Origin of the sequence: Streptomyces sp. NPDC001933 (genome assembly GCF_042890955.1) — a bacterium.
In the GTDB taxonomy this organism is placed as follows: Bacteria; Actinomycetota; Actinomycetes; order Streptomycetales; family Streptomycetaceae; genus Streptomyces.
Genome location: NZ_JBIASS010000010.1, coordinates 211,754 through 227,804, shown reverse-complemented (window position 1 = coordinate 227,804; position 16,051 = coordinate 211,754). Strand labels below are relative to the sequence as shown.

At 70.3% G+C, this 16,051-nt stretch carries 15 protein-coding genes; 4 read left to right on the top strand and 11 right to left on the bottom strand.

The features are described from left to right. Positions 1-33: 33 nt before the first annotated feature. The 4 genes from ACFYY7_RS24695 to ACFYY7_RS24680 form a co-directional block, all read right to left on the bottom strand. Positions 34-945 (bottom strand): SDR family NAD(P)-dependent oxidoreductase, encoded by a 912-nt coding sequence (locus ACFYY7_RS24695; protein ID WP_383769559.1) that lies wholly within the window; start codon positions 943-945, stop codon positions 34-36. Next, positions 942-2,567 carry a flavin-containing monooxygenase gene (locus ACFYY7_RS24690; protein ID WP_388664533.1) on the bottom strand — a complete coding sequence of 542 codons (1,626 nt, stop codon included), beginning with the start codon at positions 2,565-2,567 and terminating at the stop codon, positions 942-944. The genes ACFYY7_RS24695 and ACFYY7_RS24690 overlap by 4 nt, the downstream gene beginning before the upstream one ends. Before the next feature lie 60 nt (positions 2,568-2,627). Beyond that, positions 2,628-3,581 (bottom strand): alpha/beta hydrolase, encoded by a 954-nt coding sequence (locus ACFYY7_RS24685; RefSeq protein ID WP_388664531.1) that lies wholly within the window; start codon positions 3,579-3,581, stop codon positions 2,628-2,630. Between the two features lie 332 nt (positions 3,582-3,913). Continuing rightward, positions 3,914-5,014: a helix-turn-helix domain-containing protein gene (locus ACFYY7_RS24680; RefSeq protein WP_388664529.1), complete on the bottom strand. Its 1,101-nt coding sequence runs from the start codon at positions 5,012-5,014 to the stop codon at positions 3,914-3,916. Between the two features lie 379 nt (positions 5,015-5,393). On the opposite strand from ACFYY7_RS24680, the gene ACFYY7_RS24675 reads away from it, so the two are divergent. After that, on the top strand, positions 5,394-7,304 hold the full coding sequence (locus ACFYY7_RS24675) for an ATP-binding cassette domain-containing protein (RefSeq protein ID WP_388664527.1): 1,911 nt from the start codon (positions 5,394-5,396) through the stop codon (positions 7,302-7,304). Between the two features lie 31 nt (positions 7,305-7,335). Here ACFYY7_RS24675 and ACFYY7_RS24670 read toward each other — a convergent pair whose 3' ends face one another. Together ACFYY7_RS24670 and ACFYY7_RS24665 are read right to left on the bottom strand one after the other, a co-directional pair. Beyond that, entirely contained in the window at positions 7,336-8,412 is a 1,077-nt protein-coding gene (locus ACFYY7_RS24670) for a DUF4419 domain-containing protein (RefSeq protein ID WP_388664525.1), read from the bottom strand. Positions 8,413-8,504: 92 nt separating this feature from the next. Then, complete coding sequence (locus tag ACFYY7_RS24665; RefSeq protein ID WP_388664524.1) at positions 8,505-9,311, bottom strand: SDR family NAD(P)-dependent oxidoreductase; 807 nt, start codon at positions 9,309-9,311, stop codon at positions 8,505-8,507. A gap of 271 nt (positions 9,312-9,582) precedes the next feature. On the opposite strand from ACFYY7_RS24665, the gene ACFYY7_RS24660 reads away from it, so the two are divergent. Both ACFYY7_RS24660 and ACFYY7_RS24655 read left to right on the top strand, forming a co-directional pair. After that, positions 9,583-10,077, top strand: a complete 495-nt coding sequence (locus tag ACFYY7_RS24660; RefSeq protein WP_388664522.1) for a MarR family winged helix-turn-helix transcriptional regulator — start codon at positions 9,583-9,585, stop codon at positions 10,075-10,077. A 208-nt stretch (positions 10,078-10,285) separates the two neighbouring features. Beyond that, positions 10,286-10,864, top strand: a complete 579-nt coding sequence (locus ACFYY7_RS24655) for a hypothetical protein (protein ID WP_388664520.1) — start codon at positions 10,286-10,288, stop codon at positions 10,862-10,864. Between the two features lie 126 nt (positions 10,865-10,990). Here ACFYY7_RS24655 and ACFYY7_RS24650 read toward each other — a convergent pair whose 3' ends face one another. After that, positions 10,991-11,518 (bottom strand): GNAT family N-acetyltransferase, encoded by a 528-nt coding sequence (locus ACFYY7_RS24650; RefSeq protein ID WP_388664518.1) that lies wholly within the window; start codon positions 11,516-11,518, stop codon positions 10,991-10,993. A 140-nt stretch (positions 11,519-11,658) separates the two neighbouring features. Continuing rightward, positions 11,659-12,012, bottom strand: coding sequence for a hypothetical protein (locus ACFYY7_RS24645; protein ID WP_266734522.1), 354 nt, complete (start codon positions 12,010-12,012; stop codon positions 11,659-11,661). A gap of 336 nt (positions 12,013-12,348) precedes the next feature. Between ACFYY7_RS24645 and ACFYY7_RS24640 the strand changes: the two genes are divergently transcribed. Next, the gene (locus ACFYY7_RS24640; protein WP_388664517.1) at positions 12,349-13,257 is read left to right on the top strand and encodes a hypothetical protein; all 909 of its coding nucleotides are present in this window, start codon (positions 12,349-12,351) and stop codon (positions 13,255-13,257) included. 88 nt (positions 13,258-13,345) lie between these two features. Here the strand turns inward: ACFYY7_RS24640 and ACFYY7_RS24635 are convergent, their stop codons facing one another. From ACFYY7_RS24635 to ACFYY7_RS24625, 3 genes are all read right to left on the bottom strand, one after another. Beyond that, positions 13,346-14,008 carry a GDSL-type esterase/lipase family protein gene (locus ACFYY7_RS24635; protein ID WP_388664515.1) on the bottom strand — a complete coding sequence of 221 codons (663 nt, stop codon included), beginning with the start codon at positions 14,006-14,008 and terminating at the stop codon, positions 13,346-13,348. Between the two features lie 333 nt (positions 14,009-14,341). Then, a complete protein-coding gene (locus ACFYY7_RS24630) occupies positions 14,342-14,944 on the bottom strand; it encodes a dihydrofolate reductase family protein (RefSeq protein WP_388664513.1) in 603 nt (200 codons plus the stop codon). Between the two features lie 690 nt (positions 14,945-15,634). Beyond that, a complete protein-coding gene (locus ACFYY7_RS24625; RefSeq protein WP_388664511.1) occupies positions 15,635-15,931 on the bottom strand; it encodes a hypothetical protein in 297 nt (98 codons plus the stop codon). Positions 15,932-16,051 lie beyond the last annotated feature (120 nt).

Here is a 16,051-nt window from a genome sequence, read left to right as displayed (position 1 = left end):
GCCCCCTGCACTCACCCCGCCCCGGAACTCCGCTCAGGGGGTCTCGTGCGCCGAGGCCGGGTACACCACCCCGTCCGCGGAGAGCAGTTCGTCGAGCCGCTCGGTGAGATCCTGGGCGAGCAGCGGTCCGCCGTCCGCCGAGCGGATGCCCGGGGTCTCACCCGTCAGCACCCGCCCCACACGGCCGCGCCCCGCGCTCAGCACCTCACCCGTGACCGGTACGTCATCCGCGAGAAGCGCGGCCACCACCGGCGCGACCGCCTCGGGCGGCGCCTGCTCCCGCATCCGCTCCAGCACCTCCGCCGGCACGCCCTCGGTCGCCGCCGACATCCGCGACCAGGCCACCGGAGCCACCGCATTGACACGGATACCGTGGGGGGCGCCCTCGGCGGCCAGCGTCCGCGTCAGCCCCACGATCCCCGCCTTGAGCAGGGAGTACGCGGCGTTCCCGGCCATCCCGTACAGACCGGCCGCCGAGGTGACCAGGACTACCCGGCCGCGTCCGCTCTCCGTGAAGCGGGGCCAGGCGGCCCGTACCAGCCGCCAGGCGCCGAGGGAGTGAATGGCCGTCATCCGCTCCAGCAGCGCCTCGTCGATGTCGGTGAAGTCCAGCCCGGGCCGGTATATCCCGGCGTTCGCCACGATCCCGTCGACGGAGCCGAACTCGGCGCACGCCAGATCGATCAGGGACTGCGTCCCCTCGATACCGCTCGCGTCCGCGGTGCTCGCGACCGCCGTCCCGCCCGCCGCCCGGATCTCCTCGACGACCTGCGCCGCCGGGCCCGAGTCCTCGCTCCCGGTGCCGTCCGTCGCCGTTCCCAGGTCGTTGACGACGACACGGGCGCCGCGCGCGGCGAGGTCCAGGGCATAGGCCCGGCCGAGTCCGCGGCCCGCGCCCGTGACGACGACGGAGCGCCCGTCCAGCCTCAGGGTGTCCCGCCTCATGCCGACACCTCCGTACCCAGCGCGAAGCCCTGGTAGCCCGACCGGGCCACTTCCTCGCACCGCTCCCGATAGTTGTTGAGCCCGCCCGCGTACGGCATGAACACCCGTGCCTTTCCTTCCACGTTGGCGCCCACGTACCAGGAGTTGGCACGAGGGTAGAGCGTCGTGTCGGCGACCTCGTTGACATGGGCGACCCAGGAGTCCTGTGCCTCGGGCCGCGCCTCTATCCGCTCCACACCGTCCTCGCGCAGCTGCCGCAGGCAGTCCACGATCCAGTCGACGTGCTGCTCGACCGCCCGCACCATGTTGACCAGCACCGAGGGGCTGCCGGGCCCGGTGACCGTGAGCAGGTTGGGGAAGCCGGCCACCGAGAGACCCAGGTAGCTGCGCGGTCCCGAGGCCCACTGTTCCTTCAGGGCCCGGCCGTCCGTCCCGCGGATGTCGATGCGGGTGAGCGGACCGGTCATGGCGTCGTAGCCGGTGGCCAGCACCAGGACATCGGCCGGGTACGTGCCGGCTTCGGTGCGGATGCCGTCCTCGGCGATCTCCACGAGCGGTTCGGCCCGCAGGTCGACGAGATCGACGTTCTCGCGGTTGTACGTGGAGAAGTAGCCCGTGTCGACGCAGATGCGTTTGGTGCCGATGGGGTAGTCCACCGGGACGAGCTTGCGTGCCGTCTCCGGGTCGTCCACGGCGTCCCGGATCTTCTCGCGGACGAACTCGGCGAGGTGCTCGTTGGCCTTCCCGTCCGTGAGTATGTCGTTGAAGACCGACATGATCTCGGTCCCGCCGATGGCCCACTTGCGCTCGAAGACGGCCCGGCGCTCCTCCTCGCCCATGTCGAGGGCCGAACGGCCGGTGGAGGCGATGTAGAAGCCGGAGAATCCCGTACGGGCATGCGTGCGCAGTTCCTCCAGCTCCGTCTTGGCCCGCCAGCTCTCGCGGCCCGACAGGGGCCGGTTGCGGGCCGGCAGGCTGTAGTTGGGGGTGCGCTGAAAGACCGTCAAATGGGCTGCATTTGCGGCGAGGTCAGGTACGGCCTGAATGCCGGAGGAGCCCGTTCCGATGACGGCGACGCGCTTGCCGGCGAGGTCCACGCCCTCGTGCGGCCAGCGGCCGGTGTGGTGCACCTCGCCGCCGAACGTGCCGAGTCCGGGCAGGTCGGGGATGCGGGATGCGGACAGGCAGCCCACGGCGGTGACGAGGAACCGTGCCCTGGCGCGGCGGCCGGTGTCGGTGGTCAGGAGCCAAGTCCTGCACTCCTCCTCCCAGACGGCCGAGACCACCCGCGTCTCGAAGGAGATCATCGGCCGCAGGTCGAAGCGGTCCGCGACGTGTCCGGCGTAGCGCAGGATCTCGGGCTGGGTGGCGAAGCGCTCGGACCAGTCCCACTCGGCGTGCAGCTCGGCGGAGAACGAGTAGCAGTAGTCCAGGCTCTCGACGTCGCAGCGGGCCCCGGGGTAGCGGTTCCAGTACCACGTGCCGCCGACGTCGTCGCCCGTCTCGAAGGCGTGGCAGCTGAACCCGTGCGCGCGCAGCTGGTGCAGGGCGTAGAGGCCGCCGAACCCGGCGCCGACGACGAGTGCGTCGTACTCCGGAACGGAGGTTGCTGAGTCGGTCATGTGCGGCTCCTTGAGTGGGGGAGGGAGTGGGCTTCTTCAGGCGTTTCTTCAGCCGTTTCTTCAGACGGCGAGGCCGCGGCGCAGCGCGTCCAGCGCGCCCTCGGTCATGCGGCGGGTCACGGCCGTGTCCGGCACGAAGCCGGCCGCACCGTGGAAGGTGCCGGGAAAAAGGTGCAGTTCGGTGGGGACACCGGCCTGTACGAGGCGCTGGGCGTAGTCGAGTCCCTCGTCGCGCAGTGGGTCGAGGTCGCTCACGGCGACGTACGCGGGCGGCAGCCCCGACAGGTCCTCGGCGCGGGCGGGCGCGGCATAGGCGGGCACCGGGGCGGCGGGGTCGCGGTCGGCCCCGAGGTAGGCCCGCCAGCTGTGCACGGCGTTGGGGCGGTTCCACACCGGCGTGTCGGTGAACTCCCGCATGGAGGGGGTGTCCAGGCGGTCGTCCAGCTCCGGTATGTCGAGCAGCTGGAAACACAACGCCGGTCCACCGCGGTCCCTGGCCAGCAGGGTGAGGGCGGCGGCGAGACCGCCTCCGGCGCTCATCCCGGCGACGGCGATCCGGGCCGGGTCCACCCCCAGGCCGTCGGCGTTCGCCGCCAGCCACTCCAGGGCCGCGTAACAGTCGTCGGTGGCGGCCGGGTAGGAGTGCTCGGGGGCCAGCCGGTATCGCACGGAGACGACGACGGCGCCGAGTTCGGCCGCCCATCGCGCGGCGAGGGCCCGGTCCCCGTCACCCTGCTCCAGGATGAACCCGCCGCCGTGCACATAGAGCACGGCGGGCAGCCCGGTACCGGACCCCGCCGGACGGAAGACCGCCACGGGTACCTCGGGGGCGCCGGCGGCCCCCGGAACGCGGTGCTCGCTCGACTCGACGCCCTCGGGGAGGACGAAGGGCGGTGCGGAGGCACCCATCGCCTCGACGGTGGCCCGCGCGGCGGCGGCGTCACCGACATCGAGGGCGGGCAGCAGGGCCAGCCACGGGGCGAGTTCGGGATCGACGGGCAGGGGAAGGGGCACGGGGGCCTCCGGCGGACGGCACGGAGCGGCACCGGACGGAACAGGACCGCCCGGGAGAACCGCTGCTGACGTCGCCAGTCTGTGTCCGCGGCACCGACCGGGTCATGAGCCGGGTGGCGCGCGATCCGCCCCCGTCCGCGCCGGTTGGCGGCTTGCGCCCGGCGGGCGGAGGGGACAGTGCGCGACTCAGGCGGGGGAGAGGGCGCGGCCCGCCCGGCGGGCGGGGCTCGTGCGGCGGGCGGGGGAGAGGGGCCCAGCCCATTCGGCAACGTTCTTCGCCCCACCCGTCACGCGTCCCGCCCGCGCCACCGGCTCCGTGCGCGCATTCGCCGCTATGCCGGGTTGTCCCGCAGGCGGCGAAGGGCCAGGGCGAGCGCCAGCCGGAAGCGGCCCACCGTCTCGCCCAGCCCGTAACCGAGCGCCGTCTCCGCCCGCGCGACCCGCACCGCCACCGAGTTGTGGTGCAGGTGCAACTCCCGCGCCGCCGCGCGCAGCGAACCCGCCTGCACCAGGACCTCGAGCGTGGTCAGCATCTCCGTGCCGCTGCCCGGCTCCGCCGCGAGCGCGTCCAGGACGTCCAGGTCGCCTATGCCGGCGATGGCCGGGCCGGACAGTTCCCTCGCCAGCACCTCGAAGGCGCCGAGCGAGGAGTGGTAGATCGCGGGCTCCTCCGCGACCGGGGCCAGCCCCACATCCGAGCGTGACGTCCCCGCGAACCGCAGCGCCCGCACCGCCCCCTCCCAGGAGCGCGGCGCCTCGGTCGCGGTGACCTCGGGACCGACTCCGATCCGGAAGCCCGCCGGGGCGAGCAGCCGCTCGGGCAGCGGGCCCACCACGGCCACCGCGTGCACCGAGCCGAGCGCTGCCGTCCGGCGGCGGCCCGCCGGGGCGGGAGGGAGCCGTTCGAGGACCGGCGCCATCCCCTGCGGGCCCCGCCCGCCGTCGACGGCCAGGACGGTGAGCGGGCCCGAGGGCGCGAAACCCAGCAGCCGCAGCGCGCGCGCCCGCTCGGGCAGCGGCGCGGTGGAGCTGATGACGGTCTCCAGCAGCGCCGGGTCGAGCGGTACGGCCTCGCTGCCGCGACGGCTCAGCACGGTGTCGCAGGCCAGCGCCAGCCGCTCCAGGAGCAACTCGTCGAAGGGCTGCGGTCCACCTTCGCGTGCCAGCCAGGCGTACTGCCCGCCGCGCAGCTCCCGTACGGCCGCGCCCCGGGGAGATTCGCCCGGCCGGGTACTGCCGTCCGGCCCGGCCGTCAGACCGTCGCAACCGGGCCCGGACAGTCCGACCGGACACTCGGCGACCCGGGCCGCCATCCCCAGTAGCCCGTCGAGGCCGAGCCGCTGCTCGACGAGGGTGTCGAAGAAGCCGATGAGCCGCATGGCGCTCTCCGCCCCGGCATTGAGCCCGGCCAGCCGCAGCACGAGACCCCGCATGTACCCACTCCGATCTCCCCCGTCGCAGAGTGCTGTGATCTTGGGACAAGTGTCGTCCACCGCGGCGGAGTGGGGAAGAGGTGCGGCCGCGGTGGGTGGCCACGAGGTGATGCCGACGGCGCCCGGCCGGGAGTGGGGCGGCGGAGTCCGCGAGCGACCTGGCTCGGCTTCCGATCCCGGGCTCGTGCGGGGGCCGTCGGCGTTTCGGCCAACGTCACTCCGAGCCGCCCCCGTACCCGGCAACGGTCGGTGCATCCCGCACGCTCCGTTTCTCGCTCTGCCGTACGGAATCCACCTCGGCTCAAATACATGTGTTCGAAGAGTCCGGCCCGGTCGTTGAGCTCCATGACATGCCCAAGCGACCAGCCAGGGGGCTCACTTGACCTCGACCGAGACAGGAAAGCAGCAGATCACGGCACCATCGCCGCCGCCACCGCAACTGCCACCACCGCCTCCGGCGGAGTTCAGCTACAGCGGGCAGTACGCGGTCAACCCGCTCGCCGAGGTCTCCTTCCGGAAGATGTGCGGGCAGATCCCGACCGTCCTGCACCGGATCGCCCGGCTGTCGTGGCGTACCGACCGCAATGCGGTGCGGCTGCTGATCGGGTGCCAATTGCTGACTGGCCTGTCCGCGGCCGTCCTTCTCACGGCGACGGCACGGGCGATGAAACCCGTCCTCGGGACCGGCGCCGTGGCCGAACGGCTGCGCGACGCCCTGCCGGCGCTCCTTCTCGTGGCCGTCGCGGCCGCCCTCGCCCGAGCGGCGGGCGCGACGGCCACCTACGCCGAGCGGCGCATCACCCCGAGGCTGACCACCGAGACGGACACCGCCCTGGTCGAGGCGGTCTGCCGGGTCGAGGCCGCGGCCTACTCGGAGCACGGCTTCGCCGACCGCCAGGAGGCCGCGGAGATGGGCGTGCTGCGCACCCAGGTGATGGTCACCGATGCCCAGAGGCTCATGTCCGCCCTGATCCGCATGGTCACCGCCGGCGGCGTCCTGTCCGTACTGAACCCGGTGATGCTGCCGCTGCTGCTCCTCGCCGTCCTGCCCGCCGGGATCGGAGCCGTACTGACCGCGCGCGTGGACTACGAGATCCACTACGCCAACGTCGCCGACCGCAACGTGCGGGGCATGATGCGCTGGTGGTCCACCACGCCCAAGTACGGCGACGAGGTACGCGCCAACGGAATGACCGACTACCTGCTGTTCTGGTACCGGTCACTGTCCGAACGGTGCGACCGGCGGACCCTGGCCGCCGCCCCGCGCACCCTGCGCATCGCACTGCTCTCCTCAATGGCCGGCGGTGCGTTCCTCGTCCTCACCTGGGCCGTACTGGCCTGGCTCGCCGTGACCGGCCGGATCGGGCTCGCGATCGCCGCGACCGCGGTCCTGGCCGTGCAGACCACGCTGGCTGCCCTGTCGCAGGTCGTCATCAACGGAGCCGCGGTCTTCCACACCAGCCTCTACCTCGGCGACATGCAGGCATTCCTCGACGCCGCCGCCGCGCGGGCGCCCAGGCGAGGGGATCGCGCCGTCACCGGTCCGGTCGACGAGATCCGGCTCGACGAAGTCGTCTATCAGTACCCGGGAAAGGAGAAACCGGCCGTCGCCGGCGTCTCCCTGACACTGCGGCGCGGCCAGATCCTCGCGATCGTCGGCACGAACGGCTCGGGGAAGTCGACCCTGACCCGGCTGCTCACCGGAATCACCCTGCCCGACAAGGGCAGGGTGACCTGGAACGGAGCGGATCTCGCCGAGGTCGACCCGGCCTCCGTCTGGTGCCGCACGGGGCTGGTCCCGCAGATCTTCGCCCAGTGGCCGCTGCGGGTGCGGGAGAACATCACCCTCGGCCAGCCCCGCACCACCGACGACGGACCCGTGTGGGAGGCGGTCGACGCGGTCGGAATGCGCGAGGCGGTCGAGGAGCTGCCGGAGGGTCTGGACAGCCTCCTCGCCCGCGAACTCTTCGGCGGCGCGGAGCTGTCCGGCGGACAGTGGCAGCGGCTGGCCTGTTCCCGCGCGCTGTACCGCCGGCCGTCGCTGCTGATCCTGGACGAGCCCACCTCGCAGATGGACCCGCGTGGTGAGCACGGCATCTTCGAGCGGATCAAGGCCATCGCCGGCGACCGCATCACGGTCGTGGTCACCCACCGGCTGGAGAACACCAAGATCGCCGACCACATCGTCGTGATGGAGCACGGCCGCATCACCGAACAGGGCCGGTACGAGGACCTGGTCCACGCGGCAGGCACCTTCGCCGAACTCCTGGAGCTGTCGCAGGACCGCTGACCGGCCGCCCGGCCGTGAACCGTACGCCGGATCACACCGAGTGATCCGCGGTCAGTTCCACCACCGCATGACCGAGCAGGGGGCGGACCCACTCACCGTCGCGGGCGATGCCGAGAACGCCCCCCAGAAAGGCCATCCGGAGATCGCCGGCCGGCGTCTCCCAGCGGAACGGGACGCGCGAGAGATGTGAGGGAAAGTCCTCCTCCACGGTGGCCCCCGGGCCGAACGACTTCTTGGGAACGGGGCCGTCGTCGGTGTACCGGTGGGCGAAGAAGGCGGTGATCCAGCCCGTCACACGATCGCCGCCGGACGCCGACTCCCACTTGTACAGCGAACGCCAGAACTCCCGGTCCGCTCCCCATCCCGAGGCCGTCGCGCAGATCGCGTCCAGCACGGGGTGCAGGGCCTTGAACCACGGCCGCAGGCCCTCGAACCACCCTTCCAGTTCACGTACGCGGGCGGCCAGAAGCCGCCAGTCCCTGCCCGAGCCCTCCAGCCTGATCCTCGGGATTCCGCAGAGCGAGACCCACTGGAAGCGGTAGTACGGGCTGACCACGTCCATCAGCGCCACCAGCGCGGCCGTGGCGTCACCAGGAGTGGTGGTGGAGAACGTGGGCTGGAACAGATCGGCCACATCGTCGCCGATCCGGTCCCGCAGCGGCTGCTGCACCAGGTTGATCGAGCGCTCCCAGTCAAGCGCCGCCAAGTCGTCGCGAACGGTGATGAGCTGCTGCTTCCCCGGTGTTTCGGTGAACACTCCCTCGTACGTACGGGAGTTGAGGCGGATGTGCACAGCCGTCTCGTGCACGACGGCGTACCAGAGCAGGTCGGGGGACAGGCTCAGGGGCAAGTGGGCCGTGAAGCACAGATGGATGGCGCGCAACAGGAGGCTGGAGGCGGGTTCACCGGCCTCCGGGGCGGTCGTCGGCCAACCGACGAGCCGGTCGGTGCTGCGGTGGTGGAAGCGTGCCGTACCGGGCAGCGCCGCACGGAGAAAGCGTTCGTTCCCCAGCTCGGTCAGCTCGGCAGCGAGCCGGGCGGCATGGGCATCGGAATCGGCACCAGCACCGGCGTTCTCGCCGAGCGGCAGGTCTATCTCGACAGCCATCCCGGTCCCCCGATCCCCAGCAGCGTTCTTCAGCAGCACCGGCCGGCTGCGGCAGCCGCGATCAACCGCGGCGGCAACGACCGGCCGTGATTCTAGCGAGCGGCTCCGGGGAGCATGGCACGCCGCCCGGGGGCCGCGGAGGACTGCATGCTCATGCCGCCGTCGACGACGAGGAGCTGGCCGGTGAGGTAACGGGACTCGTCGGAGGCGAGGAACACCATGGCGTGGCCGATGTCCTCGGGAGAGCCCAGGTACGGGAGTGCGTTGCCCTTCCGCAGCGCTTCGACGACGTCCTCGGGGAGGTTGTTCTCCAGAGCGGGGGTCATGACCGCACCGGGGGCGATGGCGTTGCAGCGCACGTTCTGCGGCCCGTACTGGACGGCGATCGACTTCGTGATGCTGACCACCGCGGCCTTGACAGCACCGTAGGAGGTCTGCAGGACATCGCCGACGAGCGCGGCGACGGATGCCGTGTTGATGATGGATCCACCACCGCCGCGGATCATGTGGGGCACCGCGTGCCGGGCGCCCAGCAGGGTGCTGCGCATATTGAGGGCGACGGCCCGGTCGAACTCGTCCATGTCCATGCGGAGCAGGTCCAGGTCCTTGCGCGGGTTCGTTCCGCCGACGTGGTTGCACAGGACGTGCAGGCCGTCGAACTCACTGATGGCCGCGGCGACCATGTCGGCGACCGAGCCCTCGTCGGTGACGTCCACAGTGACCGGCAGCGCCCGTCCGCCCGCCGCTTCGATGATTTCGGCTGTCTCCTCGGCACCCTGGGTGTTGAAGTCGGCGACCACGACACGGGCCCCTCGCAGGCTCATCAGTTCGGCGGCGGACCTTCCGATACCGCTGCCCGCGCCGGTGATGACCGCGACCTTGTCCTTGAGGCGATCCATGATCATTTCCTTTCGTCGTACCTGATGGCAGCACGCGGCGACACCGTCCTGGTACCGCTGGTCGAATACCTCGGGAGCGACCGGTGCAAGGGGGTATGTGGCCGTGCGTCGGCTGCGCAGGGCTCGATGAGCGCCATGCACATAATGTGCACGATACATATGATGTGCACAATGAACAAACACGGTCCGCCGTGCGCCGTGGGGGCAGCAGTGACAGGGCTTGAAATGCGCGATGATGAGTGAGAACCCACGGTTGAAGAGGACCAAGCACATGAGCGAGCAAGAGCACCGGCTGAGCGATCTGGAGCGGGAGCTGACCTTGCTGTCCCGGCACTTCATCGCCGCGCGGGGCCCCCGCATCGGCCAGAGCCTGGAACGCTCGGCCTATGTCCTGCTCACCCGGCTGGAAGTCGGTGAACCGCTCACGCTCAAGGAGCTTGCCCGCACCTTCCAGGTCGACGTCTCCACCATCAATCGCCAGGTCAGCGCGATGCTCCGGAACGGCCTGGTGGAACGCATCCCCGATCCCGACGGGGGGATGGCCCGCAAATTCCGTCCCACCGCACTCGGTCTGGAACGCCTGGGGGAGGATCGCGCCATCAGCAGAGCGGGGACCACGCGCCTCATCGAGGCGTCGGGGTGGACGGGCGAGCGAACCAAGCAATTCCTCACCCTGCTGGTGGAGTTCAACCAGAGCATCGAACAGCTCGAAGGGCTCACATGGTCCCGCACGGGCCGGCCCGAAATCCCCTCGGCCACGGGCTGACCGGACAGAAGAACCGAACGCCCGCCCCATCCGGACCCGTTGCGATGGACGGATTCACCTGTCCGGGTATTCGCCCGCCGGAGCTCGCCGGGGTCGGGCAGGGGTGTCGACAGGCCGGCCGGGCCTGTGAGCGGAGCGGCGCTTCGGGTGCGCCGTCCGGGCCGGCCGTTCGAGACTCACCGGAGTTCCGGTGGGGGAGGAGTCCGGCATGTGGGAGACCGAAGAGTTCGGTGACGGGCACGAGGGCCGACCTGGCGTCCTGCTGGCCGACGGCACCGAGCCGGGCCCGGTGTACTTCGACACCGGAAGCGGGCCGACGGTGCACCGGAGCACTGACTGGTACGTGTACGACGGCACGCTCGGCGCTCCGGTCGCCACCGAGCTGCGCGGTGCGTGTTCGTGCGGCTGGCGTGGCACGCCCCGCTACCCGCTCGACTGGGAAGCCGTCGAGCGGCGGAATCCGTACCTGTACGACACCAGCGGCCCGGAAGGCGACTGGGACGCCCACATCAACGACGTACAGGCCCGCACCGTTCCCCTGCCGGTGGACCTCACCGCCCTCCTCGACCAGGTCGAGACGCGTCTCACCGCCCTGATCGCCGACGAACCACTGGCCGCGATCCGGGCCGCCGCCACCTTGGAACGGATGACCCAGCGCGTCGCGGAGGATGCCGTGTACAGCCTGGACACCGTGGACGGGCCGGAGTGGGACACCGTTGCCCAGGCGCTCGGCGTCAGCCGCCGGGCCGCACGCTCCCGCCTGACCCGCTACGCCCTCTGCCGCTGAGCGGCTCGCGGAAGCGGTGACCGGCCGGGGCGGTTGCCTGCCTGCCGCAGGCAGCCGTCCAGACGCCGACCGCGCGCTCCGGAAACGTCCGCCAAGGTCATTCTCGGCGGGTCGGGCCCGGGCTGCTCAGCGCTCGCGGCCGGTCTGCAGGTCCTTCTCCAGGAGCGTGAACGACTTGGGAACACCGCCCGGCTGCGGCTTGCCCGCCTTGTGGCCGACGATCCGGTAGCCGTCGTTCACGTAATAGGAGCTCAGACGAGCATTCCCGGCCAGGCAGTCCAGACGGACGAACGCCCGTCCCGCCGCGGCCACCCGCTGCTCCGCAGCTCGTAGCAGCAGCCGCCCGGTACCCGGACGGGCGCTGCTGCGGTCCACCATCAACCGGTGCACATAGCCGGCCACCGGCGGTTGCTGCCCCCAGGCATCCTCGTCCGTCCACCACAACTCCCAGGCCCCGGCCACGCTGCCGTCGGTCTCGGCGATCCAGACCTCACCACCGGCCATGACCCGGCGGAAATGCTCCTCGTCCAGCTCGCCGGGCTGCCACTGGTTGTTGATGCCCTGGGCGAGCATCCAGCGAGCGGCGTCGTCGCGCAGACGAACGAGAGCGGGGAGGTCGGTGTCATCGGCGAGCCGGAAGCGTAGATCGTTCATACCGCGATCCTCGCACCGGCCGCGGACGAGGCCGACTGGCGGATCGTCCAGTGGAGTTCGGAGAACGGCGAAGACTTCCGGCGACGACCTCCGGGGCCGGGCCGCGGGCGGCCCCGGAGCGGCGTTCCGAGGGTGACGGTCTAGCGGAATTCGTGGACGAGTTGGATCTCGCCGACGATATGGGCGTTGAATTCGTCGAGTTCCTCGGCCGGGACCCACAGCTCGAGGATCGTCCGCCCGCCGGCCTGCTGGACGGGGTAGCGGCGCAGGAACTCGGACTCGACCTCGAAACGCGTGACGAACCCGGCTCCGTCGTGCTTCACATTCCAGTCCCGGGCGATCCGGATCGCGTAGTCCTCGTTGAGAACCGGGTAGAAGATGGGTTGCTCGGGAAGGCGGGGCGGCCACGCACGCCAGTTCAGCTCCCGGACCAGATCCAGCTCCTTGGGCCCGGTCGGGCGCCACAAGGTCGTCGTTGCATGCCGGCTGATCATGGGAATCGCTCTCTGCGTGTCGGCGGCCGCCGGAACGGCTGGTCGTGCGACCGGACGATACCGGCACGCCAAGTCGGTCTGCCACGTCGTTTCCGCACGACGCACGACGGACGACGCACGACGCACGACGGACGACGCATGGCACATGACGAGTGGCGAATGGCGCGCGACGCGTGATGAATGCCCACCGAGTTCGCCTTCGCGCTCCGGCAAATGGAGTAACCGTCGCTGGGCCGCGCTCACGATGATCAATAACCTGACGCCCGGCGCGTGACCTCGCGTCTGTCGGACAGAGAAGGCGAGCGACTCCCAGTGGAACTCCCGATGTTGCAGCGCATGGCTTGTATCACCGCGGCGGCCGCCCTGCTGACGACGCTCGGCACCGCCTCGGCCGGTGCGGACGGCAGTGAATGGCAGAAGGTCGGTGGTGACGCCCGCAGCGGAGTCAGCGGTCTCGCGTACGAAGGCCGTACCGCGGACGGAGAAGGGGTGTACGCGCTGGTTGTGCACGACAACAAGCGGTCCGGGGAGCGGCGCCTGTCCCGGATCACCCATCGGGAGGGATCCGACGACGTCTCCCCGATCGTCTGGGACGGGCCGGAACCCGTCGACCTGGAGGCCATCGAGGCCATCCCCGGGATGCCCGGGGAGTACTTGGCACTCGCCAGCCGCGGCATCGTCTACCGCCTGAAGGTCACCGGCTCCACAGCGGAAGTCGTCGACTACACGCCACTGCCCGGGATCGGCGAGGGGGATGACTTCGAGAGCTTTGCGCTTGTCGCTCAGGACGGGAAACTTGCCGCCCTGTGGGCCGACCGGGGAGCCGGTGCGGCCCGTCCCGCCACGCTGAACGTCTCGCGGTTGTCGTTCGCCCCGTGGGGGCAGCCGCAGTTCGGTGCCGTGACGCGTCGGTCCTACGTGGCGGCGCACCCGACCGGTGAGGGGACTCGGCACATCTCCGACATCTCGGTGACCGGTTCCGGCCGGATCATCGTGAGCTCGGCGGCGGACGCCGGTGATGACGGCCCGTTCGACTCCGCGGTGAGTGACGCGGGCCGGGTGACGGTGTCGGCCACCGGCCGGGTACGGGTCAGGCTTGCGACGATCCCGACGGTGCTGGGGACCTTCCCGCGGTACAAGATCGAGGCAGTGGAATGTCTGCCCGGCTCCTCCGGCACTCTTCTGGGTACCGACGACGAGAACCTCGGCGGCTATGTGCGAACCATGCCGTTCTGCGGAGCCTGACTCCGGAGCGATGCGCAGCTCGCCCCTGAACGTGTAGCTCACAGCCGACTTCGTGCATGAGCTCGCCGTCACCGATCCCGCCGACCGGTCACGCGACCAGGCGCAGCCAGGCCGCCGCGAGTGCGGCGTGACCGGCCGGTGTCGGGTGTACACCGTCCGCGGCCCAGTATTCCGGTCCGTTCGTCGCGGCGAGCTCGGCGAACATACCGTCGGCGGCGAGCAGATGGGCGTCGTACGCGTGGGCCAGCTTGCGCACGGCCTGGATCTTCGGGTCCAGGCCGGTGCGCCACTGCCTCCGCTCCTCCTCCCCGATGAGCGCGGCACCGGCCTCGATGACGCCGTTGATCGGCAGGAGGAACGGCTCGATGAGGACCAGTTGCGTGCCCGCCTCGGCGAGGGGCGCGAGCAGGCGGTCGTAGCCCGCTTCGAACTCCTCCGCCGAGATCACGTGCCCCTTCGGGTCCAGCGTGTGCCAGCCCATGTCGTTGACCCCGACGAGGATCGACACCACGTCCGGGCGCGCGTCGAGTACGTCGGTCTTCCAGCGGGCTTCGAGATCCCTCACCTTGTCGCCCGCGTTCGCGCTGTTCAGCCAGGTCACGGGCCGGTCCGGGTGCCGGAGTCCCCACTCGCCCACGACGCGCAGCGGGTAGCCGTACCCGAAACCGTCTTCGCTCTCCCGCCGTTGGCAGTCGGTGATCGAATCGCCGGTGAACATCACGGTGCTTCCCGGCCGGACAGTGATCGACATGTGGGCTCCTTGGATTCGGGCGAGCCGAACTCGGTTGAGGAGAGGAAAGGCAGGACCTCTCGAAAGGTGCCAGGCCTCGTCGACATCGGACCGACAGCCCTCCGACGTACCGCCGACACCACGCCTCCACGGCGGGGAACCTTCCGTGTTCAGCCCACGCGGGCCGGATCGACAAGACGATGAAGGATGAAGACCGACAACGTCCCGTCGACTGCGGCCAGGGGCTCAGACTCGCCGAGACCGGGGCGAGCTCCGGCCCACCCCAAGGATGAAGCCCGCAGGACGTACGTCCTCAAGCCGGGCTGGGCCGGAGATGTACCTGCAATCGAGCCGTTACGCGGTGGGGGCTCTGCGGGCGTAGGTGAGGAACGCTGCCCCGGACTTCAGAACAGTGTGGTCGGTGAGTTCCCAGGTGCGGGGGTCGAACACCGCCTTGTGGGAGAAGAGCGGAATTCCTGAGCCGATGGTCATGGGGCTCAGTTTGACGATCAGCGCGTCTATCTCGGAATACAGCGCTCCGGCCAGCTCGGCACCGCCGACCAGCCAGATGTCCTTGCCCTCCTGCTGCTTCAACTCCCGTACCGTCGCGACCGGATCGTCGGCAATCAGTTCCACGTCCGGGTCCGGGCTCTCGGTCAGCGTCCTGGAGAACACCAGATGGCGCAGGTGCGGGTAGGCATTCGTCAGCCCGGCCTTGAGGCCGATCTCGTAGGAGCGCCGACCTTCGAGGACGGTGTCGAAATGCGTGCCGTCGGCCGTGACGGAGAGCGCGGCACGCGCCGGGGCAGGGAGCGTTTCCGGGTACTCGGCGATGAGGTGCTGGATGTAGTCCTCGGGGATCGGCCAGAATCCGTCCGGACCGGTGGGGTCGGAATTGTCCGGTCCTGCGATGAAACCGTCGAGAGTGGATGCGATGTAGTACACAAGCTTGCGCACGGACGACCTTCCGTTGATCGACTGGCAGTGGCGATCGGCGATCGGCAATCGGTGTGCAGTGGACCGAGCCGTACAGCCAAGTGCCTGGAGTCCCCATGATCACTACGTGCCTGTCACGGAGCAAGGGCTGCCCGAGACCGGCGTCCCGTGCCTGCCCTCCAGGCGCAACCCCTGGGAAATCCCTGTAGGGCTGGCCCTACGCGGAGCGGGCGGTTGGCCTCATGTTCTGGCCTACGACCGGATTGTGGTGCATAGTACGCGGAGTGGGAGAAATCGACGTCCTGGTCACCTCTCGCCCGAGTCCAAGGACCTGTTCACCGACAGCAGCTGAGGGACAACGGCGCCGACTGCCGGCTCACGGAGTCGGTGACTACGACCACAGCAACTCGGTGAGGCAGGCCCTGCCACGCATCGTCCGCTTCTTCGACGAGACGGCCGGCGCCGACTGAGACGGCCGCGCCCGACCCCGCGCCGGGGCCGCCCCGGCGAAGACGTTGAACGGCCTCTTCGACGTGAGGGAGAGGCCGTTCGCGCAAGAGAGGGGAGACCGGCCTACGCTGAAGGCATGTCTCCGGCATCGCCTTCGACCCCTGGCAGGCAGTGACGTGCTGCCTCATGTCTACCGGGTCACCAAATACGACCCCGCCGACCGCGATCAGCACGGCCACTACATCGGCGCCGAGTCCGAGATCAGCGACCACGGACCGGTCGAGGCCGCCTACCTGATGGCAGTAGCCCGCCTTCGCCGAAGACTCGGGCATCGACCAACTGGCCGTCCGTGAGCCGCAGATCGGTGGGTTCGCCTATTTCGGCCTGGAGCCGCCGGTCGGTGGCCACGGACCGGCGGGCCTCTTCCCGGACGACCTCGCCGGATTCCACGAACGGTGCGCCGTGCCGGTCGAGGTCGGCCTGGAACTCGTCCGGGCCGTGCTCCGCGACAACGGAGCATGGTGCCGCCTGGAGGTCGACGGGGCATTCTCGGTGCACGTCGGTTGGGACCAGTACGTCTACGTAGGCGGCGGCCGGCCCTGTGAAGCGGCGCTGGCCCGTACCCGCTCACTCGAGCTGTTCCCGGAGCGCCTGGACGCGTCGCCGTACGACTTCGTC